Source organism: Burkholderia sp. ABCPW 11, from assembly GCF_001523445.1.
Taxonomy (GTDB): Bacteria; Pseudomonadota; Gammaproteobacteria; order Burkholderiales; family Burkholderiaceae; genus Burkholderia.
This window is the reverse complement of sequence record NZ_LOVM01000059.1, coordinates 43,687-69,171: the sequence shown is the minus strand read 5'-3', so window position 1 is coordinate 69,171 and position 25,485 is coordinate 43,687. Positions and strand designations below refer to the sequence as shown.

Here is a 25,485-nt window from a genome sequence, read left to right as displayed (position 1 = left end):
ATGGCCCAGATCACCTGCAAGGCTTTGTCGAAGCACTACGACGGTGGCCCCGCCGTGCTGCATCCGCTCGACCTCGAGATCGCCGACGGCGAATTCATCGTGCTGCTCGGCCCGTCCGGCTGCGGCAAGTCGACGATGTTGCGGATGATCGCGGGCCTCGAGGCGATCACCGGCGGCGAGCTCGCGATCGGCGACGCAGTCGTCAACGACCTGCCGCCGCGCGAGCGCAATGTCGCGATGGTGTTCCAGAACTACGCGCTGTATCCGCACATGACGGTGTACGACAACATCGCGTTCGGCCTGCGGCGCCTGAAGGTGCCGGCCGACGAGATCGACCGCCGCGTGCGCGAGGTCGCGCGCATCCTGAGCCTCGACGCGCTGCTCGAGCGCCGTCCGCGCGCGATGTCGGGCGGCCAGCAGCAGCGCGCGGCGATCGCGCGCGCGATGATCAAGACGCCCGACGTGTTCCTGTTCGACGAGCCGTTGTCGAATCTCGACGCGAAGCTGCGCACGCAGTTGCGCGGCGACATCAAGCGGCTGCACCGGCAGTTGAGGACGACCACGCTGTACGTCACGCACGACCAGCTCGAAGCGATGACGCTCGCCGACCGCGTCGTGCTGATGCGCGGCGGCCGCATCGAGCAGATCGGCACGCCGGCCGAGCTGTACGGCCAGCCGCACACCGTGTTCGCGGCCGGGTTCGTCGGCACGCCCGCGATGAACTTCGCGGACGGCACGATCGCCCGCGTCGGCACGAACGTGCTGCTCGACTGCAACGGCACGCGCTGGCCGCTCGTGTCCTCGCGCTTCGCGCGGCTGCAGGACGGCCAGCAGGTGAAGGCCGCGATTCGCCCGAACCATCTGCGGCTCGCCGCCGAAGGCGATCCGACCCCGGGCGCGCTCACGCTGACCGGCACGGTCGAACTCGTCGAGCTGCTCGGCGCCGAGGCGCTCGTCACGCTGGACTGGCACGGCCAGCCGTGTGCGACCCTCGTGCCGGCCCCGATGGCTCCGGCGCCGGGCGCCGTGGTAGCGTTGCGCTTCGACGAAGAAGCCCTGCATCTGTTCGACGCCGGCACCGAGCGCAACGTCGCGCTGCCGGAGGCGAACCCGATCGCGCACGCGGCGGCGCCGGCGGCCGCGACGCGCGCCACGCCGCCTGCCGCGACGGGCTGGTCGATGTCCCGTTCGTAGCACGCCGGCATGCCCCGACGGAGCACACGATGAACCCGGATCTCGAGATCGTTCCCACCCACCGCGACGAATCGTTCCGCGCGTGGGTCCACGACTATCCGCATTCGGTCGCGAAGTGGCACTTTCATCCCGAGTACGAGATTCACCTGATCCAGGCGTCGCGCGGCAAGGTATTCGTCGGCGACCACATCGGCGATTTCGGCCCCGGCAACCTGATCGTCACCGGGCCGAATCTGCCGCACAACTGGGTCAGCGAGCTCGCCGACGGCGAACGCGTACCGTCGCGCGACGTCGTGCTGCAGTTCTCGCGCGATGCGATCGAGAAGATGGTCGGCGCGTTCAGCGAATTGCAGCCGGTGATCGACCTGATCGACGACGCGGCGCGCGGCGTGCAGTTTCCCGACCGCGTGGGCATCGAGGTCGCGCCGCTGATGCTCGAACTCGCGAACGCGCACGGCTGCCGCCGCGTCGAGATCCTGATGTCGCTGTTCGACCGGCTGTCGTCGTGCCGCGAGCGGCGCGTGCTCGCGGGGCCCGGCTACCGCAGCGACGCGCAGCACTACATGTCGTCGACCATCAACCAGGTGCTGTCGTACCTGCAGCAGAACCTGCCCGGCATGCTGCGCGAAACCGACGTCGCCGCGTTCGCCGGCATGAGCGTCAGCACTTTCACGCGGTTTTTCCGGCGTCACACCGGCTCGTCGTTCGTGCGCTACCTGAACCGGCTGCGCATCAACGAGGCCTGCGAGCTGCTGATGTTTTCCGACCTGACGGTGACCGACATCTGCTACCGGGTGGGCTTCAACAACCTGTCGAACTTCAACCGTCAGTTTCTCGCGATGAAGCAGGTGCCGCCGTCGAAGTTCCGCGCGCTGCACCGGCTCAACGAACCGCACGGCCGCGACGACGCGCCGCCCCCGCGACGCGCGCCGCCGCGCGCCCCAGACAGGACGCTTCATCCGTGACATATCTCGGCATCGATCTCGGCACGTCCGAGGTCAAGGTTCTCCTCACCGATTCCCGATCGGTCCCCCTCGCGACCGGCTCGGCCACGCTGTCGATCAGCCGGCCGCATCCGCACTGGTCCGAACAAAGCCCGCAAGCGTGGTGGCACGCGATGCTCGACGCGATCGCGTCGGTGCGCGCCGCGCACCCGGCCGGCTTCGCCGCGCTGCGCGGCATCGCGCTGTCCGGCCAGATGCACGGCGCGACGCTGATCGACCGCGCGGACCAGGTGCTGCGCCCCGCGATCCTGTGGAACGACACGCGCGCCGGCACCGAATGCGTCGAGCTCGAGGCGCTGGTGCCGGAATCGCGCGCGATCACCGGCAACATGGCGATGCCCGGCTTCACCGCGCCGAAGCTGCTCTGGCTCGCGAAATACGAGCCGGCCGTGTTTCGCGCGGTGCACAAGGTGCTGCTGCCGAAGGACTACCTGATCTGGCGCCTGTCCGGCGAATTCGTGTCCGACCTGTCCGACGCGTCGGGCACGCTGTGGCTCGACTGTGCGCGCCGCGACTGGTCCGACCGGATGCTCGCCGCGACCGACCTGTCGCGCGCGCAGATGCCGCGCCTCGTCGAAGGCAACGCGGCCGCCGCGCAGTTGCGCGACGCCTTGCGGCGCGATTGGGGCATCGCCGGACCCGTGACGATCGCCGGCGGCGCCGGCGACAACGCGGCGTCCGCGATCGGCATGGGCGTCACGGGCGCCGGCAGCGGCTTCCTGTCGCTCGGCACGTCGGGCGTGCTGTTCGCCGGCAACGACCGCTTCGCGCCGAACCCGGACGCCGCCGTGCACGCGTTCTGTCACTGCGTCGACGGGCGCTGGCACCAGATGAGCGTGATCCTGTCGGCCGCCGCGAGCCTCGACTGGCTCGCGCGCGCGCAGGGCACGACCGCCGGCGCGCTGGCGGCGCGCGCCGAACGCGCCGATCCGGCTCGCGCGCCGCTGTTCCTGCCGTATCTCGGCGGGGAGCGCACGCCGCACAACGACGCGCATGCGCGCGGCGTGTTCTTCGGGCTGTCGAACGAACACGATGCCGACGATCTCGCGTATGCGGTGATGGAAGGCGTCGCGTTCGCGATGGCCGACGGCTACGACGTGCTGCGCGCGGCCGGCACGACGCTCGACGCGGTGTCGTTCATCGGCGGCGGCTCGAAGAGCGCGTTCTGGGCGCGGCTGTGCGCGAATGCGACCGGGCTCGCGATGCAGCGCCATGCGGACGGTGCGGTCGGTGCGGCGCTCGGCGCGGCGCGGCTTGCGCGTCTCGCGGCGACGGGCGACACGCTGGAGGACGTCTGTGTCGCGCCGCCCGTCGCGGAGACGGTCGTGCCCGATGCCGCATCGGCCGATCTGCTGACGGGGCGACTCGCGCGCTATCGGCGGTTGTATCGCGCGCTGCGGGACGAGTTCAAGGACGCCGACTGAACGCTCGGGCGACGTACCGCTTCGCCGTTCGGAGCGTTTTATCGGTCAGGCGCGCTTGACCCGGCCCTTGGGATCGCCTTTATGCTGAGCGCAACGAATCGACGGCAAGGAGGTGACGGATGGGTACGGACACACCCCGTTTGAACGCATCGGCCGCCGCCGCGCGGCTCGGCGTCTCGATCAAGGCGCTGCGGCTGTACGAGCGGCAGGGCCTCGTCACGCCGGCACGCACGCCGGCCGGATACCGCACGTACGGCCCGGAAGACCTCGCGCGTGCCGCCGACATCGCGGCGCTGCGCAAGCTCGGCCTCGGGCTCGCGCAAGTGGCGAGCGTCCTCGACGGCGACGCGCGCCATCTCGATGCCGCGCTGGCTGCTCACGAAGCGGCGCTCGATCACGGGATTCGGGCGCTCGTGAGCAAGCTCGACGGCGTGCGCGCGATGCGCGTCGGCCTCACGCGCGGCCGGATGCCGGCCGATGGCGACCTGACGCGGCTGCTCGGCGAAACGGACGCGGGGGTCGCGTTCAGCCTGCCGTGGCCGTGGGGCGGCGAACGGTTCGAGTGTCGCGATATCCGGCCGTTGAACTACATCATCGGTTCGCTGGGGAGCGGCAAGACGCGGCTCGCGCTTCGGCTGGCCGATGTGTTGCCCGGCGCCGTGTTCGTCGGCCTCGATCGGCTGGACGACGATTGCGCCGCGGCATCCGACGCATTGCGCGCCGATCCGGAACTGAAGTCGCGCGTCGACCGCACGTCGGCAGTGCTCGCCGGCAACGGCGCGACGCCGTCGGCGGCGCTGACCGCACTGCTCGTCAGCCTCGAAGCGGAAAGCCCGCGCGTGCGGATCGTCGACATGATCGAACAAGGCCTCGACCGCGCCACGCAACTGGCATTGATCGGGCATCTGCGCGAATGCGCAGCCGCCGGCATGCGGCCGCTGTTCCTGCTGACCCGCTCGACGGCGATCCTGGATCTCGCGGCGGTCGGCCCCGACGAAACCATCCTGTTGTGCCCGGCCAATCACAGCCCGCCTGCGCGCGTGGCGCCTTACCCGGGCGCGCCGGGGTATGAAGCCGTGGCCACGTGCCTCGCGACGCCGGAGGTGCGGGAGCGGATTGCGCGGCGGCCGGAAGCGCGCGCCGTCATGCTTCGTCCGGAGCAGGAAATGAATACTTCGCGACCCGCCTGTCGGAGAACGTGATGGCGCGCGACGAAAGGGTAGAAATCGAACTCGGCGATATCGAATCGACCGAACAGTTTCTACGTGCGCAACGCTTCAAACCGATTCATGGTCGAAGTAACCCGACATGGATTCGCATCCGGATCGACACCATCGGACGAGTTCGTTGCTTGCCGGCCGCTGTCGGGACACGTCGACAAGTCGTCTTGTCCGGATGGCCAAAATCGCGCGCAAACGGTCATTCGCGTTCAACATGAAGGACATCCGAAAGCGTTCGTTTCGGATATCGTCCACCTTTCCTGCCAGCACGCCACATGACCGCAAATGGAAACAGTACCGGCCCGGCCGATATCGGCCCCTGCGACGCGATGAGCCGATTTCGCGTCACCTACGACGGGCCCGCGCTCGAATCGTCCGAGATGGACGTGCGCGAACTCGCGCCCGCGCTGCTCGCCTTCGGCGATTTGCTCGATGCGTCGACGCGCGCGCTGTGCGGCGATCAGGTCCGGCCGCAGGTGAACGTGCGCGGCAGCTTCAAGACCGGCAGCTTCGGCATCGACTTCACGCTCGCGACCTCCTTGCTCGGCCGCATGCGCGACCTGCTGAGCGGCAACGAAGGCACGGCGCTCGCCAATGCGGTCACGATCCTGACCGCGCTCGGCATCGCCGCGCCAAGAGCGAGGAGCGGGCTTTTCGCGGTCCTCAAATGGCTGCGCGGGCGAGAGATCACCCAAGTGCGAATGCAGGACCACACCGCGGTGCTGCACGTCGACGGCGACGCCCTCGAAATCGATCTGCCCGTGCTCACGCTGCTGCGCGACGTCCGCGTTCGCCATGCAACCGCGCAAGTGCTTGCGCCGCTCGCGCGCGACGGCATCGAGATGTTCGCGGCCGGCACCGACACGGAGGTGTACGAGACGGTCACCCGCGACGAGATGGCATGGTTTCACGCGCCCGAGCCAACCGCTGCGCTCCTGCTCGACGAGCATCGCAAGATGGCGTTCTCGATCGTGTCGCTTGCGTTCAAGGACGACAACAAATGGCGACTGTACGACGGCACGTCGACGATTCACGCGACGATCACGGATGCCGGCTTCCTGTCGCGCGTGAACAACAGCCAGATCAGTTTCAGCAAGGGGGACGTGCTCCTGTGCAATGTCCGTATGCAGCAGTGGCAAACTTCGGACGGGGCAAAAACCGAGTATGAGGTCACGGATGTCCTCGAACATCGCCCGGCCGGCCTGCAGATTCCGTTGCCGGGCCTGTGATCCACGTCGAAGCCTCGCGCGCGACGCAACCGCCCACCACTCATGAAACCGGCGATCCATCTGCGTACTGCCTCCCGGGAAGACCTCCCGTTCCTGCTGATGCTCCGTCGGCTCACGATGACCGAGCACCTGCAGCGCGTCGGCGCGCCGACCGACGATGAAGCGCACGACCGGCGCATCCGCGCGAACTTCGACGACGCGATGATCGTCTGCGAAGGCGCCGACGCCATCGGCCTGCTGAAGGTAACGCGCGCCGCCGGCGAATGGCACGTCCATCAGATCCAGATCCATCCCGCGCGCCAGCGGCAGGGAATCGGCGAAGCCGTCCTGCACGCGCTGCTGACCGACGCCACGCATGCGCGCGTGCCGGTATCGCTCAGCGTGCTGCACGGCAACCCGGCACGGCGGCTCTACGAGCGACTCGGCTTTCGCGTCGCATCGGAAACCGACACGAGCGCGAACATGATCTGGCGCGCGTGACGCCCCGTGCTTCGACGCCGTCGCATTATTGCGTGATCTTCGCGTCCTTCAGCAGATTGCCGATCATCTGCGCACTCGCCTTCTCGGCCGCGATCGCCTGCAACTGCTGCCGAAGCGTCGGCTTCACGGTTTCGAAACCCGGCACCTGCGTCGGCCGCTTCGCATCCAGCTTCACGATCGCCCGCACGCCATCGACCGGAATCGAATCCTTCGTCACCGCGCCGACCGTCAGTTTCTCGAGCGCCTGCGCGACCGGCAGCGGCAACCCGGCCGTCCTGCCTTCCGCCGCCGGCGTGTTGAAGCTCACCCACGGCAGCTCGCCGCCGGTATCCCGGCTCGGTGCCATGCTGTACTGGCGCGCCAGCCCGTCGAACGACTTGCCCGCTTTCAGCTCGCTCAGCACGGTCGCCGCCGCGACCGGATCCTTGACGACAATCACGCGCGGCTTGTATTCGTTCTTGCCGAGCGCGGCGACGAGCTCGTCGTAGCGGGCCTTGACCTGCTCGTCGGTCACCGGTTCCGGCTTCACGTTGTCGCGCAGGTACAGTTGCACCTCGGCCATCACCTTCGCCTGCTGCATCGCCGCCTTGACCTCGGGCTTGTCCGCGTAGTTCGCCTTCTCGGCCGCCTGCTGAACCAGCACGCGCGTGATCAACTGGTTCTTGATCGCCTGACGGATCTGCGGCGAATCGGGCTGCCCGGACGCGCGCAGCAGCGTATCGACGTCGGTCTGCGTGATCGGCGTGCCGTTGACGGTCGCGACGGTCGCCGCCGTCTGTGCATGAGCAGGGCCGCCCAGTGCGCCGGCCAGCGCGACGATCGTCAACAGGCGGTACGGTGTCGTTTTCATTTTCATCGGGTTGTCGCTTCGAGCATAAGAAACGCGGCAGGCAGCCGCCGCGCCCGTTCATCGGACACGCCCGCGCAGCATCCGCGGGTGCCGCCGTCATTGTGCACGGAACCGCATTGGTGCGTCGGGAGGTTGAGCCGGCCGACGCGGCGCGGCGCGCATCGCGCGCACCGTCGATTGCATGCGCATTGCGCAACAATCCCGCGAGAAAGTCGATCTATTCGCGACTTCGCGCGTGTACGGCCGCCGCTCGACGCGGCCGCACGTTCAGCCCGTCACGGCGTCCACCGATACACGGTGATGCTGTTCCCCTTCACGTTGTTCTTCATCACCACGTACTCGCCGTTGGACCGACGGTATGCCCGGATGCTGTACATCGCATCGATCGCGCTGCTGGTGTCGACGGTCGCGGGGCTCGTGTTGACCAGCGTCGTATCGAGATTGCCGGTGGTCAGATTGAACGCGTCGACGTTCGGCCACAGCGGCCCGCTGCTGCTGAACCAGTAGCCGACGAACAGGTGGTTGCCCGCCGCGTCGATCGACTTCGCGCCGCTGTGCGGCAGCGTGATCACCGGGTCCGGCTTCGTCGTATTGCCCGCGCGCCAGCCGTGATACACCTCGATGCGCGTGCCGATCGACGTCCAGTCGTTGCTGCCGAGCGCGCCCTGCGCGAGCACCATCGTGTCGCTGTCCGCGAGATAGACGATGCGCGTGAGCGGCTGGATGCTGGCCGGAATGCGGGTCGCGACGCCCGGCCCCCACGACGGCTTGCCGTTCGCGTCGAAGCCGGTCAGCGGGTAATGCGTGATCGCGCCGGTCTTGTCGAGGCCGGCCCATACGCCGCCCTGGCTGTCGAGGCTGAAGCCGCCCGTCACGCGCTGCGTCGTGTTGAACGCCGGGCCCGGAATCGAGCCGTCCGGAATCGCGATGTAACCGTTCGCCGCGTCGAGGTGATAGAAGTAGAAGATCGGCGGGTTCTGGCCGGCCGCGACGAGGATCCGGTTCGCGCCGACCGACGTGAGCAACCCGAAGTGTTCGTCGCGCTGCGTATCGCTCATGTTGATGCGCGGGTCCGACGGATACGTGAACGGATCGACGGTGTTCGCGACGAACTTGCCGCCCGCGCTGCCGCTGTATACGTGCGTGCTGCCGTAGAACAGCGCGCCGTCCGTGACCGGGTCCGGCGCGGCGATGCCTTCGAAGTTCAGCGACTGCAGCGTCCAGCGCAGATTGCCGCCGCTGCCGTACGCATGAATGTCGGTCGCGCCGTTGCGGCCGAGATCCCAGCTGCCGCCCCATGGGTTGTTGAGCACATAGAGGTTGCCGCCGCTGTCCTTGCCGATCCCGACGATGCGCGTGAAGCGTTGCGGGCCGACCTGCCCCTTGGTGCCCGTCGTCGTGTCGAGATAGCCGCCGCGTACGCCGAACGTGCCGGCCAGCGCGGGCCGGCCCGAGATCGAATAACGCTTGATGTTCTGGTCGGGGCCTTCGTCGCCCACCAGCAGTTGCCCGGCCGCCGCATCGACATACAGCGCCGACGGGTGCGAGCCGGCCGGCATCCGGATCGTATTCAGCAACGCGCCGGCCGGGCTGAAGCCGACGATCGAGCCCGCATTCTTCTGCGCGACCCACACGTTGCCTGCGCCGTCCACCGCGAGCGCACCCGGCGCCGACACGCCGATGTCCCGCTGCCACACGCCATCGGTGGTGAACACGCGCACGCGATTGCCGTAGAAGTCGCTCGCATAGAGCAGCGAGCCGGCCGTCGCGAGCCCGGTGACGACATCGATACGCGGCTGGTTGGTCGCCGCGCTGATCTGGATCACGCGGTCGCGATACTTCGTCGCACGGTTGTAGCGCCCCACCGCGCCGCTGCCGTATGTCTTGCCGGGCTGCAGCGCGACGAACAGCGACGTCGCGTTGCCGGTGATCGCGCTGCCCTGGAATTCCGAATGCGCGCCGATCGAGCCGATGCTCTTGCCGTTCTGGTAGATCGCGACGCCGCCTTCATCCTCGTCCCACATCGACGCCGTGTAGATCACGCCTTCGGGCGCGACCCACATCGAACGTGCGACGTTGCCGACGTGGGCGGCGAGCGTGCCGTAGGTATTGGCGATCCAGTCGGTGGTATTGCCCGCGTATCCGGCCGGCGCGATCGTGGCAATCGCGGCGGCGAGCAGCGCGGCCTGAATCGGTTTTCGGGCGACCATGGCGGATGCTCTCCTGAATGGTGGCGTCATGCACATGAAGGGACGGCCGGATGGCTTGAAAACCGGTCACGCGTAAATACTCCCGCTGAATCATCCGGCCCGGTCGGTATTACATCGGGGCGCGCATTCGCTACTCGGCCACGCCGAGCATAACTTCATATAAATCGAAAAAAATTGCGGACCGCCCGAACAGGCGTGTGTCGCCGATGCAGTGAATGTTCACTTACCGGCACGATTCGAGATCGGGAAAATCCGGTTTTTGCCCACAGGAATAACGCCGCCGAGTCGGGTGCGACGTATCGATACGGCAAAGGCGGATAGAACGGGGGTTGATTCGGCGAATCGGGTAAATCGCCGGATGCGGTCGAGGGAATGACCGGCGGAGCGTGTCGCGCGCCGGCCGGAATCCATGTCGAATCCCGGCCGGCTCACATCAGTTACCAGGCGAGGACATCATGCGGACGTCGCCGTCTCCCGCACTTGCGCCTGCTCGAGCCCGGCGTCGCCATCCGAATCCGCGTCGTCGCGCGGCTCGCCAAGCTGCCCTTCCCACTTCGCGACCACCGCCGCCGCGATCGAATTGCCGACGGCGTTGGTGGCCGAGCGCCCCATGTCGAGGAACATGTCGACGCCCATGATCAGCAGCAATCCGGCTTCGGGCAGGTTGAACTGGTTGAGCGTCGCCGCGATCACGACCAGCGACGCGCGCGGCACGCCCGCCATCCCCTTCGACGTCACCATCAGCATCAGCAGCATCGTGATCTGCGTGCCGAGCGGCAGATGGATGCCGTACACCTGCGCGATGAACAGCACCGCGAACGTGCAGTACATCATCGAGCCGTCGAGGTTGAACGAATAGCCGATCGGCAGCACGAAGCTCGAGATCTTGCGGTTCACGCCGAAGCGATCGAGCGCGTCCAGCAGCTTCGGATACGCGGCCTCGGAGCTGGCCGTCGCGAACGACAGCAGGAACGGCTCGCGGATCAGCCGCAGCAGCGTGAACGCACGCTTGCCGAGGAACGTCACGCCGGCCAGCGTCAGCACGGCCCACAGCAGCGCGAGCGCCAGATAGAAGCTCGCCATGAACTTCGCGAACGTGAGCAGGATGCCGAGCCCTTCGGTCGTGATCGTCGACGCCAGCGCCGCGAACACCGCGACCGGCGCGAACCCCATCACCGCACCCGTCACCTTCAGCATCACCTGCGCGAGATCGTCGATCACGGCGGTCAGGCGCTTGCCCGCTTCGCCGAGCGCGGACAGCGCGGTGCCGAAGAAGATCGAGAACACGACGATCTGCAGGATTTCGTTGTTCGCCATCGCTTCGGCGATCGACTTCGGCACCAGGTGCACCACGAAATCCTTCAGCGTGAACGCGCCCGTCTTCAGGTTGAGCGCCGCATCGGACGGCGGCAGCGGCAGGCTCAGGTGGCTGCCCGGCTGCAGAAGCGTCGCGGTCAGCAGGCCGAGCAGCAGCGACGTGAACGACGCGATGAAGAACCAGCCGAACGCCTTGACGCCTACGCGGCCCACCGCGCTGCCGTCGCCCATCTGCGCGATGCCGACGGTCAGCGTCGCGAATACCAGCGGCGCGATGATCATCTTGATCAGGCGCAGAAACACATCGGACAGCAACGACACGTAACCGGCGACCTCCTTCGCCATCTTCGGGTCGGGAAACGCGCTATGGCAAGCGTAACCCACGGCGATACCAAGAATCATCGCGACAACGATGTACTTGGTAATGTTGTGCTTCTTTTTCATTAGTGATCCAAATTACAAAGCATGTGTTGCCAACGGCTGGCCAATCATTCGCGTCCGGCTGCGAATCGAAACCCGTGTCGCCATGCGGGCGACCTGTCCGCTTCGGGCGGTCGCCAGGGCGAACAGGGGGGGCATTCTAACGCAAATGGTGCGCCGGCTTTCAAATCTGAAAGCGACATCGGTTGATTTGCGTCCTGGTGTCGCCGTGAAAGGGCTTGTGTCGCGGTCCGGCCCGCTTTCCGCGCGGCCGGATGCCGGCAATTTCACGTTGCGGGGAAGGGCCGGTCGGGATCATCGTGCCGGTCGCGATCGCGAGAGATCGTCACGTACCAGGCGACACGATCCAGCGATCGCGACACATTCGCACAAAGATGCGCAGACCTCGACACTACGCCACGTAAACGATATGTAATATTTGGAAATGATTCGCGTTGCCGCCATGTCTTGACGTCGACACGCAATCTCGAGCCGGAGACGCGGCATCGCGTTCGCGTCATTGCTTCCGTTCCATCAGGTCGAGTCCTTCATTTCATCAGGAATCCTTTTAAATGAAGGGCGGAGAAAAAGCCGCATCGTGATGAACATTCTGTACACCAACTTCCACGGCGATTATGGCGGCGGCCAGGACACCTACGTTCGCGATCTCGCCGTCGCGATGAGCCGCCATCACCGCGTGACCGTGGCGTCGCCGCAAGGCAGCCGCCTGTCGAGACTGCTGAAGGACAGCCCCGACGTGCGCATCTTCGACATGGAATTCAAGCCGCGCTGGAACCGGCTGTGCCGGGAGATCCTGCGGCTGCATCGATTGATCGTCGCGGAGCGCTTTGACGTGATCCACGTGAACGGGTCCGCCGATCACCGGCAGGTGATGCTGGCGCTGCTCGCGTGCAGGTATCGGCCCGCGGTCGTGCTGACCAAGCACAACACCTATCGCGCCGACAGCTTCGGCAATCACTTGCGCGCGCGGCTGGCGACCGACCATACGATCGCGGTCAGCGACTACGTCGCGAGCATGCTCGCGCTGCGCTCGCCGTACGGCAACGTCACGGTCGTCAAGCACGGCGTACGCCGGCCGGCCGCCGAACGACTCGCGGCCGACGAGATCCGCCGCCGCAAGATCGCGCTGTTCGGCGCGGCCGGCGCGGATGCGATCGTGCTGGGCAGCAGCGCCGGCACCGCACCCGAAAAAGGCTGGATGGACCTGATCGCCGCGCTCGGCCGCCTGCCCGAAACCGAGCGCGAGCGGTTTCGCGTGCTGCTGGTCGGCGCGGAGCCGTCCGGCGAGCAGCGCGAGCAACTCGCGCGGCACGGCATGGCGTCGCGCACCGCGTTCACCGGACGGCTCGACGATGTGCGGGTGCCGTTCTCGATCATCGACGTGTCGTTCGTGCTGTCGTACCACGAGAGCCTGTCGTATGCGTGCCGCGAAGCGATGTCGCTCGGCTGTCCCGCAATCGTGACGCGCGTGGGCGGGCTGCCCGAGAACGTCGAACCGGGCGTGGACGGCTGGGTCGTCCCGCCGCGCGAGCCCGCGGCGATCGAAGCGATCCTGCGCGCGATCGTGCAGGAACCCGGCTGCGTGCGTGCGATGGGGCGCAGCGCGCGGCTGAAAGGCAAGCGCGAATTCTCGTTCGACGCGTTCGTCGACGCGACCTTGTCCGTCTATCACAAATCGATTCGACACAACCCGTCCCGCTGGCTGACCGCCTTGAGATCGACGAAATGGCAATGAATATCTGGAAGAAGTACTGGGACCTGCGCACGCAGGAATGTCCGTGCGACGTGCACTTCGTCGAATGGCTGGAATCCGTGCGCCTCAAGGGCATCCGCATCTATCACTTCGGTACCGGCGGACACCACCATGTCGGCGTCGAATGCGCGCGGCCGCATCTGAACAACACCGTCTTCGGCGTGACGGCGTCGCCGAAGGAATACAAGTCGTATGTCGATCTCGTCACGCGGCAACCCGAGGTGAGCAAGACCTACCTCGCGTATTTCGGCGACATCTATACGAGCAATTCGAGCCTGCTGCCGACGTTCGACGCCGTCACGCTGTTTCATCTGTGCGAGTTCCGCGACGAAACGAACAGCCGCTACGGCGCGAAGACCGACGAAGCGGTGCTCGACCTGTTCGCACGTCATACCGCGCCCAATGGCCACTTGCTGTTCTACAAGGGCTCGTCGGCCTACCGGAAGGCCGAGCCGATCATCGCGCAGTGGGCCGCTCGTGCCGATTTCACCGAGGTCGGCGACTTCAAGACCCTGCGGATTTTCCGCAAGGCCGCGTAACCCCGCTTTCCTGCGATCCGCCTGATGCTTGCGCGCACCCCACGCTATCCGATCCTGATGTATCACCAGATCCGCCCGCTGCCGCCGCCGACCGACCGGCTGCGCAGCCTGAGCGTCGCGCCCGACGCATTCCGCCGCCAGATGACGCTGTTCAAGCGGCTCGGCTACCGCGGCCTGAGCGTGCGCGAACTGCAGCCGTACCTGCGCGGGGAGCGACGGGGCAAGGTCTTCGGCATTTCGTTCGACGACGGCTTTCTCAACGTGCTGACGCATGCGATGCCCGTGCTGGACGCGCTCGGGTTCACCGCGACCTGCTATTTCGTCGCCGGCCGGTTCGGCGGCGCGAACGACTGGGACGCGGGTGCGCCGACCGCGCGCTCGCCGCTGATGACGTGCGCGGACATGCTCGCGTGGCGCGATCACGGCCACGAAATCGGCTCGCATACGCTCGATCACGTCGCGCTGTCGCATGTGTCTGCACCTGTCTCGGCGTTTCAGTTGACCGAATCGAAGCGGCAACTCGAAATGCTGAGCGGCCAATGCGTCGAATCGTTCTGTTATCCGTACGGCGATCTCGACGCACGCGTGCGCGATCAGGTCATCGCTGCCGGTTACGACAATGCGACGACGACCCGGCGCGGATGCGCAGGCGCGGCCGACGATCCGTTTCTGTTGCCGCGGATTCCGGTGGCGGGCGGAGTCGGGGCGGTGAGGCTGTGGTTCAAGTGCATGAAGGGGCGAATAACGGGGTGCGCGCTTGAGTAGATCGACTGGACGAGCCGGTGTCACCCCGATCCAATACCCATCTCCTTCGGTGACTCAATTTCCAACCGATTGCAGATCAATGACAAGTATCTTGATGGGTTGCCGGCCCGCCTCAAGGCATCAGTATGCGACGTAAGGCGCAGAGCCGCCTTCCGCCGAACGATCCAGGCCAAAATAGATCGTTCGACCGTAAAAATATGGCAGCCCGAGATCTAGCCAAGAGGACGAGCCGAAGTGACCTGCGACGTCATTGAATGCATATGTTGAACTCCTCGAGAACAACGTATCTGCGTTAGCAACGGACAGGGAAATCATGCTCACTGTGCCGTCGAGCCCAACCAGAGTCGCGGCATAAGTGGTCGTCGTTGACGGGCAGTAGAATTGCGTGTTCCTGGCACACGTAATCTGCGCCGAGTCATCGAAGAAATTCGCATTTGATCCAGTATCGAAGAACGCGGTGACCTTTCTGGAAAGGAACGCTCCCGGCACATCACCCGTCGTCGTTGACATCAGCTTCGTGGTGGCGCCGAATGCATTGTTGCCTTGAGTGCCGATGCCAAAAATCAACGAGCCCGTCACGCTTTCCCGACCGTCTTCCGAAATCTGCGGCATTTGTACAATCACGCCGTTGTTGTCTGCGGCGAACTGACCGACAGGATTGCTGATCTGTTGCGATAGCGGCACGGTGACTTGTACGCAGCTCGAGTTTCCGTCCGCGCACGAGTAGTAGTTGCTCAACGACGCGACCTTCACACAGGGTGCACCACAATCGTAGGGCGCCGGACCAATTCCAAGAATGCCGTTTGCACCAAGAGCCGTGGCCGAGTTCGCAGCTTCATTCCCGTTTGTACACGAACTTGGCACGTTGTCCGTGGCAAGATCGCCGATGATCTGCACCGGCAAGGAACTCGCACGTTCATCGCCAATGGAAAGGTCAATCGTTCGAACCGTGCCCCACGTATAACTCGAAACGAACTTGCCGCATTCGGAAAGCGTCGATCCGTCGTTTGTAGTCGTTTTAGGCAGGCTGTCGATAACGCTTGGAATTGCATCACGTACGATCCGCAAGCCATACGATGCGGTGTCAACGAGCACATTGGACACCACCTGGCAGCGTGACGTTCCGGGCGCACAAATCTTGATGTTGACGGTCGGAATGTTGACGACGCGTGCAACGCCTCGCGCAACCGTAACGATTGCGGTATTTCCGGTGTTGCCGTCCGATGCGCCAGAACTACTGGCGCCCGTTTCGCCGGAACCTGAATCGCCGCCGCCGCACGCAACGAGGAAAGCTGCCGAGACGGTCATCAAGCTGAATATGCTGAACCACCGGACGACCGTACGAAAAATGCTCATGATCATTTTCATGGGAGTTACAGGATATCGTTGCCGGTCAGGCCGGGCGGAAGCGCGGGCGGCAACCAGGCTTGCCCGGAAAATGCCCCCATGTGCCCTCCTGTCTTGATCACGAGATTGCGCGCCGAAACAGATACCGGCGTACGCCAGCCACGAAGTGCATGCGCGGCTTCCACGCCCGCGCTGTAATCGCGAAGATAACCGCCGAGCAACGACGCGAGATCGGGAATCGTCGGCCCTTGCCACGCTATGCCGAAGACGATTCCGTCGCCCGATGTGTATTCGCGAATCACGGTTCCCGATCCGAGCGTAGTTTCACGGACGATGTAAACGGCTGGATTCGCCGTCAGGCCATCGGCCGCTCGATTCGCAGGCCGCATCACACGCACTTTCGCGGCCTGATCGGCGGCGGGCAGCGATATCGGTGCGCCGCCCAGTTCGGCATGCGCATGTGGCGTTGCCAATCCCGCGATGAGCGCAGCGGCGTAAGCATAGCTAATCGACTTCACATTTCCCTCCCGAGCAACACCCGCGTATGACGGTTCGGGACGCCTCCGCTGCGAGTGCGCTCCCTTGGAATCAAGTAACCCTCGACGCCTTGGTCGCCGCGATCGGTAACCAGGCGCCCCACAGGGGCCGGCCACAACATTTATTGACATTAAACTCAATATTGATACTTTTGTCATTTATGTCGATAGAGCGCGTGCTCGAACGTTTCCTAACGTCGGTGTCATATTCATCTTTCGGGTTAGCAATCCTCAACATTCCGATCGCACTCGACGCATGTCGCGAGCAAGGATCACGAAACGTCCGCGGTCGGGCCATGCGCCACTGAAACTCGACTGCGATCGTCACGTCGCCGTGCTGGGCGGCGACTGCAACATGCGTGCGACGTGTCCTGGCTAATGCGGTTCAGAAGCGGTATCCGACCGACAGGAACGTCACGATCGGATTGACCCGGAATTTGCTGGTGCTCGTGACCGTGCCGACGGATGACCGGGTAGTGAGCGTGGCGCGTGTCGATACCCACGAATACGCCACCGACGCATTGATCGACCAGTGAGAATCGATGTTGTAGGTCAGGCCGCCGTTGACGACGGGCGCAAAGGAATGACTGAGCGACACGGATGTCGGTCCCTCGAGCGCGGTCCCGACGGTCGGCGAGAAATAGATCTGGCCGGTGGAAACGGGATTGCTGAGCTTGATGTTGCTGAACCACGTGTAGGTGACGCCGGCGCCCAGATACGGCCTGAACCGTGAATCCGGTTGGCCGAAGTAGTAGTTGAAGATGATCGCCGGACTCCAGGCCCGCGCGGTCCCCAGCTCGCCGAAACCGCTGAGCGTACCTGCGCCGTTCAAGTGCCATGTCGGCGGAAAACCCATGACCGTCGTCGCCGCGATATGGTCGGTCAGGAAGTACGTTGCGGTCACTCCGAACGTATCGCCACTTGCGATCTCCCCACCGCTGCCGGTCATCACTTGTGACTGGCCGAGCGCATTGACGGTCAGCGGATCCGCCTCCCCCTGCGGCGCAAAATGGGACCAGCCGGCATTGACCACCCACTGACCGGCTGATTGGGCATGCGCGCCAGAGATGGCCGCGACCAGTACGACGGTTCCTGCGCTGATCCGTTTCATGTTTGTCTCCAGATTTTGGTGTTGGTGTTCAAGAATCGTGAAACCTGTCTTCATCCTCGTGCGCCAGGCATGACTTTCGGGCTGGTCCTGCGCTTATGACACACGAGGCCAAAAGCATCGGGGGCTGCTTCGTCAAGAAAAATCCCTTTCTTCCTTAACTTCGAATTCCTAATTTATTTGCTTACTTCAACCCCAAACGTTCCGAGAATCGACAATCAGTGATGTTCGGGTTCGACAGAAGTCGAAAAGGCAAACGGGAAGCGGCCCATCACCGTATTGGCCTTCGCAATCTGCGCGTGATCGCTCAGCGCCACATGCAGGGTGAGCCCGCGCGACGGGTCGTCCACCATGCTCACCCGCGCACCCTCGACGCCGGCATCCTTCAGCGCGGAGACCAGCGCGTCGAACGTCTCCCATCGTTTGAGTTCGGGCTTGAAGATCTTGCCGACCGCCGTAAGCGGCATCGCATCGACGATATGAATCCGCTTCGGTATCGCGGCGCGCTCGCCGATCAGGCTGCGTATGAAGGTGTCGAGCTCCGTCTCGGTTGCCGTTGCGCCGGCTTTCAACTGCACGTATGCGACTGGCAGCTCGCCAGCATGCACGTCGGGACGTCCGATTGCCGCAGCGATTTGCACTGCCGGGTGGCGGTGCAGCGGTTCTTCGATCGTCGCCGGATCGATATTGTGACCTCCCCGGATGATGAGCTCCTTGCGGCGGCCCGTGAGCCAGAAGTAGCCTTGGGCATCGCGTCGCGCGAGATCCCCGGTGTTGAGCCACTGCCGGCCGTCGCCGAGATCGAGCCACAGGCTCTTGTTCTGATCTTCCTGAAGATAGCCCGCGAACACGTTCGGCCCGGAAATCGTCAGCACACCGACTTCGTTCTCGACGCAATCGCGCACGTAGCGGCCGGCGTCGTCGAGTATCACCGCCTTCATCATTTGGCCGGGGATGCGCAAGCCGATCGAACCGAGACGCCGTTCGCCGCCTGGCGGATTGACGCTGCTTACGCATGCGCCCTCGGTGAGCCCGTAGCCTTCGAGGATCCGGACCCCGGTGCGATCCTGGAACAGGCGAAATACTTCCACGGGCATCGGCGCGGCACCGCAAAGTCCATATTCCAGCGAGTCGATGTTCCGGCCGTCGACGGGCACGTCGAGCAACGCCGAATACAAGGTCGGCACCGCGCTGAAGAAATTGATCCTGTGGTGCTCGACGATTTCCCAGAATCGTTTGACGACGCCGTCGCCGCGATAGCCCTGTGGCGTACCCAACACCACATGTGCGCCGCGCGAGAACGGCACCAGGCCGGTTGCCAGCACGGCATTGACATGGAACAGCGGCAGTCCGCAGAACACGGTCTTCCCCGGGCCCATCCCGGCGCCGACGACCTGCCCGACGCTCCAGGCATTGGCCACCTCGTTGCCGTGCCGGCGAATCGCGATTTTCGGCAATCCCGTCGTGCCGCCCGTACAGAAGTAAGACGATATGTCGTCGGCTTCAAAACGCCGTGGGCTCAGCAGCGAATCGCCGGATTCACGCGACATCGCACTGTCGAAGTCATGGATCTCGACGTGGCGCGGAACGGCGCCGCGCACGCCCGCGCGCCCGTGCAACCGTTTGCATTCGCGACGCTGCATCGCGCGGGCGGCAATTCGGCGCCACCCCCGCACACGCTCGGCCAGATCGATCAGGACGAGGCTTTGCAGCGATGGCACCTCGCTCAGGATGGGCTGGATCTTCGACCAGATATCCGTTCCCGGAAAAGGCGCCAGCGTCACCAGCACCTTTGCGTTTGCGGCCTTGAGCAGCGATGCGATCGCCGGCCCCTCCAGCAACGGATTGATCGCGCACACGATCCCGGCCGCTTCGCCTCCCCAGATGACGAAATGCGTTTCCGGCAAATTCGGCAACACGTAGGCGACCACCGAGTGGCGACCGATACCGAGGCGTGAAAACATGTTCGCGGCGCGGGTGATATCCCGCAGAAGCGCCGCATAGTTCCAGCGCAATGGCTTGCGATGATCGTCGGCGCGCAGGAAAAATGACAAGGCCGGCGCGGTCGGGTCGATCGCCGCACCACGGCCGATCATCTCGTAAGTGCTGGCCGGGAGGTCGGCGGGCGGCCCCTGGTTTTCGATCCGAAGCACGTCCGCTTCGGTTGCAATGGCGTTCATGCGAGCTCGTCCACGATTCGGTTGCGTTGCACACCGAGGTCGATTGCCCCGTCCCTGCTCCGGATCCGCGACTCGACCAGATCCCCGGCCTTCAGGTACTGCGGGCGCGCGGCCTGAACCTTCGCGAAGATCCGCCACTTCATGTGCTCCGGCAGCAACGCGGCAACCCGTTGCTTCGCCGGCGACGGAATGCTGAGCGCGCATCCGGACGGCGTGCCCGTTGCAAGCAAGTCACCGGCGTTCAGATCCTGAACACCCGAAAGCTCCGTGAGCGTTTCGGCCGGACCATACACGAGGTTCGCGGTCGAATCGCTCTGCCGCACTTCCCCGTTCACGGTCAGCGTCAGTGTCAGCGCGCGCAGCCGCGCGATATCGCTTGAATCCAGCAGGCACAGATACGGCCCCACGGGCCCGAACGTCCGATAGCTTTTTCCCTTGTAAAACTGCATTTGAGGAATCTGGATATCGCGTGCGGAATAGTCGTTGACGATCACGAGGCCCGCCACGTACTCGTGCAGGTTCGTGTCCGTGATGGCTTGCCGGGACGTGATATCGCGGCGAAGCACGAGCCCCAGTTCGATCTCGTAGTCCAGAAACCGCACATGTTGCGGCCGGATGACGTCGGAATCGGCGGCGACGATGCAGCTCGTCGCCTTCGTGAAGATCATGTTGAATGACTTCGCATCCGGATTCATGCCGGACTCGATCATGTGCTGGCGATAGTTGGCGCCCTGGCAAACGAACCGTTGATTGCGCGTGACCGGCGACAGCCACTCGACGTCCGATTCGCGAATCGTTTCTCCGTCGAGCGCGGCGAGGTCATCGATCCGATGTGCTCGCACGAATTCGCCGGTCGTCGGGTAGTCGCCCGGTATCGGCGTGATCCGGTGGTGCCTCACCACGCCCCATTGGGCGCGCCCCTGATGCCGGTAGTGCAAGACGTGCAATGCCATGAAGATGCCTCGAACAGGTCTGAGTGAAGATGAAGGTCACGCAAACAGCTTCGCGAGCGTGCGCAGCTTCGCAAACGTGACGTCCGGACTGGCCCGGAGGTTTCTGATCAGCGATGCGATGCTTGCGGCGGTGATCTTCGGTTTGGTGAAGCTGCGCGGCATCCGGGGGCCCCACTGCGACATCGCTTCACGGCTGACTTCGTGGATGCCCGTCGCCACGTCCGCCGTGAACATGTCCCCATCGCAATAGTGTTCGTGCTTGTCGCCCCAAGGGTCCTGCCAATAGTCGAAGACCTGGCTGCCGAGAATGTGACGACCCATCCCCCATGCGTGCGTCCATCCTTTTTCGCTCAACACACGCTGCCCGATCCCGACGGCGTCCGCGTCCACCAGCTCGAATGCCGAGTGGCTGTAAAGCGCTGCGAATCCCTGTGCCAATGCCAGCGTATGGTGATCCGTGGGGGTCGCCCCGCGATCGAGCCGCAAGAACGCGACGGCGGGCGATCCATCCGGCAACACCTGAACGTCGCTCGGGATGAAACCGAAGTGAGACGTGTACCACGCGCAAGTCGCCTGGAAATCGGCGAGTTCGAGCACGACATGACCGAGGCGAATCACTTCCGGCGCCGCCAGCGGCGCACGCTGGGTATCGTTCACGCGAACGATGGAATCGGGCGAGTTGAACGCTAACGCCGACCGGTGCGGCAGGGCGCCGGCCCGCGCTTGTCCCGCGACCGCGTCGACACGAAAACCCGACGGATCGACGAGCGTGACGCGATGGCCGCCTCCGGGCCACGGCGACGGCTCCACGTCCGACGCGCCCGGCACGTCGGCAAGCTTTCGCAGTGCGTCGATACCGTCAACTTCAAGCCCGAAGCCGACGAAACGATTTTTTTCAGCCTGCCGGACGACATAGCAGAACGGTGTGGCGGCCGTCCCTCGGAGAAACAGATATTCGCCGTCACGGGATACCGTTCGCAGGCCGAAATCGTTGAGAAATCGTTCGGCCCGTTCGAGATCGGGACGCTCGAACATCAAATAGGAAAGCGCCCGAGCCTTCGTCGTCGGCTGGGGACTCCGTGCGGGTTGTGCAGTCGTGAGCTTCATGGGGGCCTCAGGAAATCGGCTGGGCAATGTGATCGGACAGCGACGACAACGAGGTGCGTGCACCAAGCAATCGCAGGGATTCGAGAACCAGACGGGTCGAGTCGGCCACCGGGCCTTCGTGCAGGACCGTTTTGTCCGGCCGAATCACGGCCGCCCAGCCAAACCGCACGACACCCGGCATGAACGTACCGTCCAGGTCCTCCCATCCGTCGTCCTCGATGCGATGAAGGCGCTGCCCGCGGTGCACGACCTGCACCACGACACCGCCCGCCGCGATCAACGCGGCTCGCGCGCCGGCGTCGAGTTCGACGCCTGGATCCCGTCCGAATCCGATCAGCGCGAGACCACTACCGAACACGTCGTCGCTCAGGCGGATCGTCCCATCGTGCCTGCGCAGCCATCCCTGCGGCAGGGCTGCGCCGCGCACGAGCCGCGTGGACGAATGGCCGGGGACGAACAGACCGCTCCGGAACGCATTCTTCGGCTTGATCCCGAGTTCGTCGAAGTGATTCCGTAGCGGCGGAACGAGCCGCGTCAATCGCATCAGACCATGCGTGAACAACGCGATCCCGGCGTTTCGCGGCATCACGAGCTTGCCCATGAATTTCGCGACGCCAATCATCGCCTTGGCGTGCGGTCGTCGTTCCTGATCGTAGGAATCCAGGATTTTCGGGATTGCGTGGCCTTTGACGACCCACGCCAGTTTCCAGCCGAGATTCGCGGCATCGCGCAGGCCGGCGACGAGCCCCTGGCCAACGAACGGCGGAGTGATATGGGCGGCGTCACCCGCGAGAAAAACGCGCCCTTTGCTGAACGTCGTGACGGTTCGGGCATGAAAACGGTACACGGCCTTGCGTTCGATCACCATGTCCTCGATGCCGCCCCACGGCGCGAGCAGTTCGCGGATGCGTTCGTCGGATTCCATTTCTTCTCGCGTCTCGTCGGGATGGAGCATGAACTCCCAACGCTCACGCCCCCCGGGTGCGGTCATATGAGGCGTTGGCCGCCGATGGTCACAGATGAACTCGACATGGTCGATGGGTCGGCGCACGTTTCGCGCGTCGACGATCAACCAGTCCTCCGCGAACGTCTTGCCCTTGAAATCCTGTCCGATCAGCTGGCGCACGATCGAGCTGGCGCCGTCGGCACCGACGACGTAGCGGGCGCGCACGACGTGCCGTGCGCCCGGCCCGCTGTCGAGCGTGGCGGCGACGTAATCGGCGTGCTCGTCGAGCGAGACCAGCGTCACACCGAGCGCCATTCGGGCCGTGCGGTGCGCGGCTAGTCGCGAGCGCAAGCATCGCTCCAGGTCCGGTTGATAGAACGTCACGAGCTTCGGATGGCCATCGATGCTCCCCAGCGTATTGATGCGCCCGAACTCTCCGAACCAGGGAGAGCGCATCCGGACGTACGGGATCGCCACCGTATCGAGGTCGGCTTCGTTCACCCCGATGTACTGCAGGATGCGAAGCGCGTCGTTGTCGAGCGCGATCGCACGTGGCCCCATGAAGATCTCCGCCGCCCTGTCGACGACAAGCACGCGCACGCCGTCCCGGCCAAGAAGCGCACCGATCGCCGCGCCGACGGGACCGCAGCCCACCACGAGCACGTCTACATCCGACGGCAAGTCGCGGCCGCCCGAAGAGCTCACGCCGTCGTTGCCTTCATGGACGCCCGGCTCGCACGTCAGGTTTGTCTCCACCACCGTTCCATCTCCAGTTCTTGAGACTGGCCACTGCCGGCCGCCTTTATGACATTGAAATCATAATTGATGATTTTGTCAATTTTGACGTTCGAACGTATACTCAAACACCGAATCCATGCGCACGCCGATGCCCAACACTTCTTCCCGTCGCACCAGAACACCGTCGCCGGCCGTCTTCTCGAACGGGCAAGCGCCGTCGAGCCCTGAGGTTCGCGAGCCTCGAGGCGCGCGCCGAAAGCGCGAGACGCGGGCGCGCCTGCTGGATGCCGCCTTTGTACTCATGGCGCAAAAGGGGATGGAAGGCGTCGCGATCAATGAAATTACGGAAGCCGCGGACGTGGGGTTCGGGTCGTTCTACAACCACTTCGAATCGAAAGAAGCGATTCATGCCGCGGTTTTGGAAATCGTGTTCGAGGAGTTCGCGGATACCCTGGACCGCATCGCAGGCAACCTCACCGACCCCGCCGAGATCATTTCTGTATCGCTGCGCCATACGTTGCTGCGAGCCAGAAGTGAGCCGGTTTGGGGACAATTTCTCCTCCGCGAAGGGTTGTCCATGCGAGCGCTCAGCCGCGGCCTCGGACCCAGGTTGTTGAGGGATATTCAGAAAGGCATCCTCGCGGGGAGATTCTCGGCAAGTGACCCGCTGATGAGCGTGATCACGGTCGGGGGCGCGGTACTGACCGCCATTGCGATCGAGCTCCGATTCGATGCGGACGAGAAGCCGGTTACCGACATGTTGAACATGATCGGGTACAGTCAGAACGGCTTTGCCGAGCGCGCAGCTTCATCCCTGTTGCAGACCTTGGGTGTGCCGCAAACTGAAGCGATAGAGATTGCGAATCGCCCATTGCCGCCCGCTGGGACATCTGGGCCCAACGAATCGCAAGAACGTTAGCGGCCTATCGTTCGCCTGTGATAGGCCGGGTACCCGCGTAGCACTGACGGTCGCCGTCACGCATTCGCACGTCCCCGTACCGGCATTCGTCAAGCCAACTGTACCGGTACTGTACAGAAAACCGTCGCTAAACTGATCTCCATCCCAGCCTCGAACCGAATGGAGAATCCGCGATGGAATTCCTCACCCTCAGCGCGTTGCCCGCCGGCATGCTGTTCGCGCTCGTCACGACGATCACGCCCGGCCCCAACAACACAATGCTGCTCGCGTCCGGCGTCAACTTCGGTTTCCGCCGCACGATGCCGCACCTGTTCGGCATCAGCATCGGCGTCGCGATCCTGATGCTCTGCGTCGGCTTCGGCCTCGGCGAAGTGTTCAAGCGCCTGCCGCTGCTGTATACGATCCTCGAAGCCGCGAGCGTCGCGTACCTGTTGTACCTCGCCTGGCGGATCGGCACGTCCGGCGAAGTGAAGGCGCACGGCGCCAAGCCGCGGCCGATGACGTTCATCGAAGCCGCCGCGTTCCAGTGGGTCAACCCGAAGGCGTGGATGATGGTGCTGACCGCCGCGACGACGATCCGCCTGTCCGCCGACTACGGAATGAACGCCGCGTGGATGTCCGTCGTGTTCATCCTGATCGGCTTCCCGTGCATCTGCCTGTGGGCCGCGTTCGGCCTCGGCCTGCGGCGCTTCCTGTCGAATCCCCGCGCGCTGCGCATCTTCAACGTGACGATGGCCGTGCTGCTGATCCTGTCGCTCTACCCGCTTGTCGCGCACCTGCTGCCGCACTGAGCGCTCGCAAGCCCGCCCGTTGAGCTTCGCGTGATGCAGGCGTACCCTTTCGGTACGGGCGCGTGCAACCGCTTCGGCGGTTGCACCGCCGCTCTGCATGGAGATTGCCGATGAAGCCAATGCTGAAAGCGGGCGAGCACATCGAAGGAATGCACTGGGTCGCCGAGTATCACCCGCTCACGCACGATATCCGCGTGCTGCGCGAGAACATCGAAGTCGGCACGTACTGCGCGCCGCCGACACTGTTCGGCGACGAGGAAGGGATGGGCGCCGCGAACCACGACGATCATCGCGGCCGGGAAGCCGCGTTGCGCGCGTACCTGCGCAACTTCGTCAAGGAGCATGACGCGGAGGAGTAACGGTGCGACGGCCGAAATGTCGACGGGCCGCGAACGCGGCCCGGTCTGTCGTCGCGCGCCGGTCGGTCTGCGTGC

23 protein-coding genes are annotated in these 25,485 nt (G+C 64.6%); 13 read left to right on the top strand and 10 right to left on the bottom strand.

The annotated features are described in order from the left end of the window. The 7 genes from WS61_RS22565 to WS61_RS22540 all read left to right on the top strand — a co-directional run bounded on the left by WS61_RS22565 (position 1) and on the right by WS61_RS22540 (position 6,551). Positions 1–1,194, top strand: coding sequence for an ABC transporter ATP-binding protein (locus WS61_RS22565; RefSeq protein WP_059503605.1), 1,194 nt, complete (start codon positions 1–3; stop codon positions 1,192–1,194). Positions 1,195–1,223: 29 nt separating this feature from the next. Next, positions 1,224–2,159, top strand: a complete 936-nt coding sequence (locus tag WS61_RS22560) for an AraC family transcriptional regulator (protein ID WP_059503602.1) — start codon at positions 1,224–1,226, stop codon at positions 2,157–2,159. Then, positions 2,156–3,622 carry a xylulokinase gene (xylB, locus tag WS61_RS22555; protein ID WP_059503600.1) on the top strand — a complete coding sequence of 489 codons (1,467 nt, stop codon included), beginning with the start codon at positions 2,156–2,158 and terminating at the stop codon, positions 3,620–3,622. The genes WS61_RS22560 and xylB overlap by 4 nt, the downstream gene beginning before the upstream one ends. A 119-nt stretch (positions 3,623–3,741) precedes the next feature. Further along, entirely contained in the window at positions 3,742–4,824 is a 1,083-nt protein-coding gene (locus WS61_RS22550; protein ID WP_059503598.1) for a MerR family transcriptional regulator, read from the top strand. Next, a complete protein-coding gene (locus WS61_RS34990; protein ID WP_156440563.1) occupies positions 4,824–5,060 on the top strand; it encodes a hypothetical protein in 237 nt (78 codons plus the stop codon). The genes WS61_RS22550 and WS61_RS34990 overlap by 1 nt, the downstream gene beginning before the upstream one ends. A 57-nt stretch (positions 5,061–5,117) precedes the next feature. Beyond that, positions 5,118–6,071: a hypothetical protein gene (locus WS61_RS22545; protein WP_059503597.1), complete on the top strand. Its 954-nt coding sequence runs from the start codon at positions 5,118–5,120 to the stop codon at positions 6,069–6,071. Positions 6,072–6,113: 42 nt separating this feature from the next. Continuing rightward, positions 6,114–6,551, top strand: a complete 438-nt coding sequence (locus tag WS61_RS22540) for an N-acetyltransferase (protein WP_059503595.1) — start codon at positions 6,114–6,116, stop codon at positions 6,549–6,551. 25 nt (positions 6,552–6,576) lie between these two features. Here the strand turns inward: WS61_RS22540 and WS61_RS22535 are convergent, their stop codons facing one another. The 3 genes from WS61_RS22535 to WS61_RS22525 all read right to left on the bottom strand — a co-directional run bounded on the left by WS61_RS22535 (position 6,577) and on the right by WS61_RS22525 (position 11,372). Further along, complete coding sequence (locus WS61_RS22535; RefSeq protein ID WP_059503593.1) at positions 6,577–7,407, bottom strand: peptidyl-prolyl cis-trans isomerase; 831 nt, start codon at positions 7,405–7,407, stop codon at positions 6,577–6,579. A 269-nt stretch (positions 7,408–7,676) separates the two neighbouring features. After that, positions 7,677–9,611 (bottom strand): SMP-30/gluconolactonase/LRE family protein, encoded by a 1,935-nt coding sequence (locus WS61_RS22530; protein ID WP_059503591.1) that lies wholly within the window; start codon positions 9,609–9,611, stop codon positions 7,677–7,679. A 453-nt stretch (positions 9,612–10,064) separates the two neighbouring features. Then, positions 10,065–11,372 carry a dicarboxylate/amino acid:cation symporter gene (locus WS61_RS22525; protein WP_059503589.1) on the bottom strand — a complete coding sequence of 436 codons (1,308 nt, stop codon included), beginning with the start codon at positions 11,370–11,372 and terminating at the stop codon, positions 10,065–10,067. 577 nt (positions 11,373–11,949) lie between these two features. Between WS61_RS22525 and WS61_RS22520 the strand changes: the two genes are divergently transcribed. The 3 genes from WS61_RS22520 to WS61_RS22510 are packed head-to-tail and all read left to right on the top strand — an operon-like array spanning position 11,950 to position 14,426. Next, entirely contained in the window at positions 11,950–13,104 is a 1,155-nt protein-coding gene (locus tag WS61_RS22520) for a glycosyltransferase (RefSeq protein WP_059503587.1), read from the top strand. After that, on the top strand, positions 13,101–13,661 hold the full coding sequence (locus WS61_RS22515; RefSeq protein ID WP_059503585.1) for a hypothetical protein: 561 nt from the start codon (positions 13,101–13,103) through the stop codon (positions 13,659–13,661). Before WS61_RS22520 ends, WS61_RS22515 begins: the two co-directional genes overlap by 4 nt. 24 nt (positions 13,662–13,685) lie before the next feature. Continuing rightward, positions 13,686–14,426, top strand: a complete 741-nt coding sequence (locus tag WS61_RS22510) for a polysaccharide deacetylase family protein (RefSeq protein WP_059503583.1) — start codon at positions 13,686–13,688, stop codon at positions 14,424–14,426. 120 nt (positions 14,427–14,546) lie between these two features. On the opposite strand, the gene WS61_RS22505 is transcribed toward WS61_RS22510, so the two are convergent. From WS61_RS22505 to WS61_RS22475, 7 genes are all read right to left on the bottom strand, one after another. Beyond that, entirely contained in the window at positions 14,547–15,794 is a 1,248-nt protein-coding gene (locus tag WS61_RS22505; protein WP_095211808.1) for a DUF3443 domain-containing protein, read from the bottom strand. Between the two features lie 5 nt (positions 15,795–15,799). Beyond that, entirely contained in the window at positions 15,800–16,291 is a 492-nt protein-coding gene (locus tag WS61_RS22500; protein ID WP_059503581.1) for a DUF2844 domain-containing protein, read from the bottom strand. A gap of 403 nt (positions 16,292–16,694) precedes the next feature. Continuing rightward, positions 16,695–17,420, bottom strand: a complete 726-nt coding sequence (locus tag WS61_RS22495) for an OmpW family protein (protein ID WP_059503579.1) — start codon at positions 17,418–17,420, stop codon at positions 16,695–16,697. A gap of 215 nt (positions 17,421–17,635) precedes the next feature. Beyond that, positions 17,636–19,597: an acyl-CoA synthetase gene (locus WS61_RS22490; protein WP_059503577.1), complete on the bottom strand. Its 1,962-nt coding sequence runs from the start codon at positions 19,595–19,597 to the stop codon at positions 17,636–17,638. Next, on the bottom strand, positions 19,594–20,550 hold the full coding sequence (locus WS61_RS22485) for a fumarylacetoacetate hydrolase family protein (RefSeq protein ID WP_059503575.1): 957 nt from the start codon (positions 20,548–20,550) through the stop codon (positions 19,594–19,596). The genes WS61_RS22490 and WS61_RS22485 overlap by 4 nt, the downstream gene beginning before the upstream one ends. A gap of 36 nt (positions 20,551–20,586) precedes the next feature. Then, positions 20,587–21,657, bottom strand: a complete 1,071-nt coding sequence (locus WS61_RS22480; RefSeq protein WP_059503573.1) for a VOC family protein — start codon at positions 21,655–21,657, stop codon at positions 20,587–20,589. 7 nt (positions 21,658–21,664) lie between these two features. After that, positions 21,665–23,359 (bottom strand): bifunctional 3-(3-hydroxy-phenyl)propionate/3-hydroxycinnamic acid hydroxylase, encoded by a 1,695-nt coding sequence (locus tag WS61_RS22475; protein WP_059503571.1) that lies wholly within the window; start codon positions 23,357–23,359, stop codon positions 21,665–21,667. Between the two features lie 118 nt (positions 23,360–23,477). Between WS61_RS22475 and WS61_RS22470 the strand changes: the two genes are divergently transcribed. The 3 genes from WS61_RS22470 (at position 23,478) to WS61_RS22460 (ending at position 25,410) form a co-directional block, all read left to right on the top strand. Further along, positions 23,478–24,260, top strand: a complete 783-nt coding sequence (locus WS61_RS22470) for a TetR/AcrR family transcriptional regulator (RefSeq protein WP_095211807.1) — start codon at positions 23,478–23,480, stop codon at positions 24,258–24,260. A 173-nt stretch (positions 24,261–24,433) separates the two neighbouring features. Further along, on the top strand, positions 24,434–25,051 hold the full coding sequence (locus WS61_RS22465) for a LysE family translocator (protein ID WP_059503569.1): 618 nt from the start codon (positions 24,434–24,436) through the stop codon (positions 25,049–25,051). A 110-nt stretch (positions 25,052–25,161) separates the two neighbouring features. Then, positions 25,162–25,410 (top strand): hypothetical protein, encoded by a 249-nt coding sequence (locus WS61_RS22460; protein WP_059503567.1) that lies wholly within the window; start codon positions 25,162–25,164, stop codon positions 25,408–25,410. Positions 25,411–25,485: the final 75 nt, after the last annotated feature.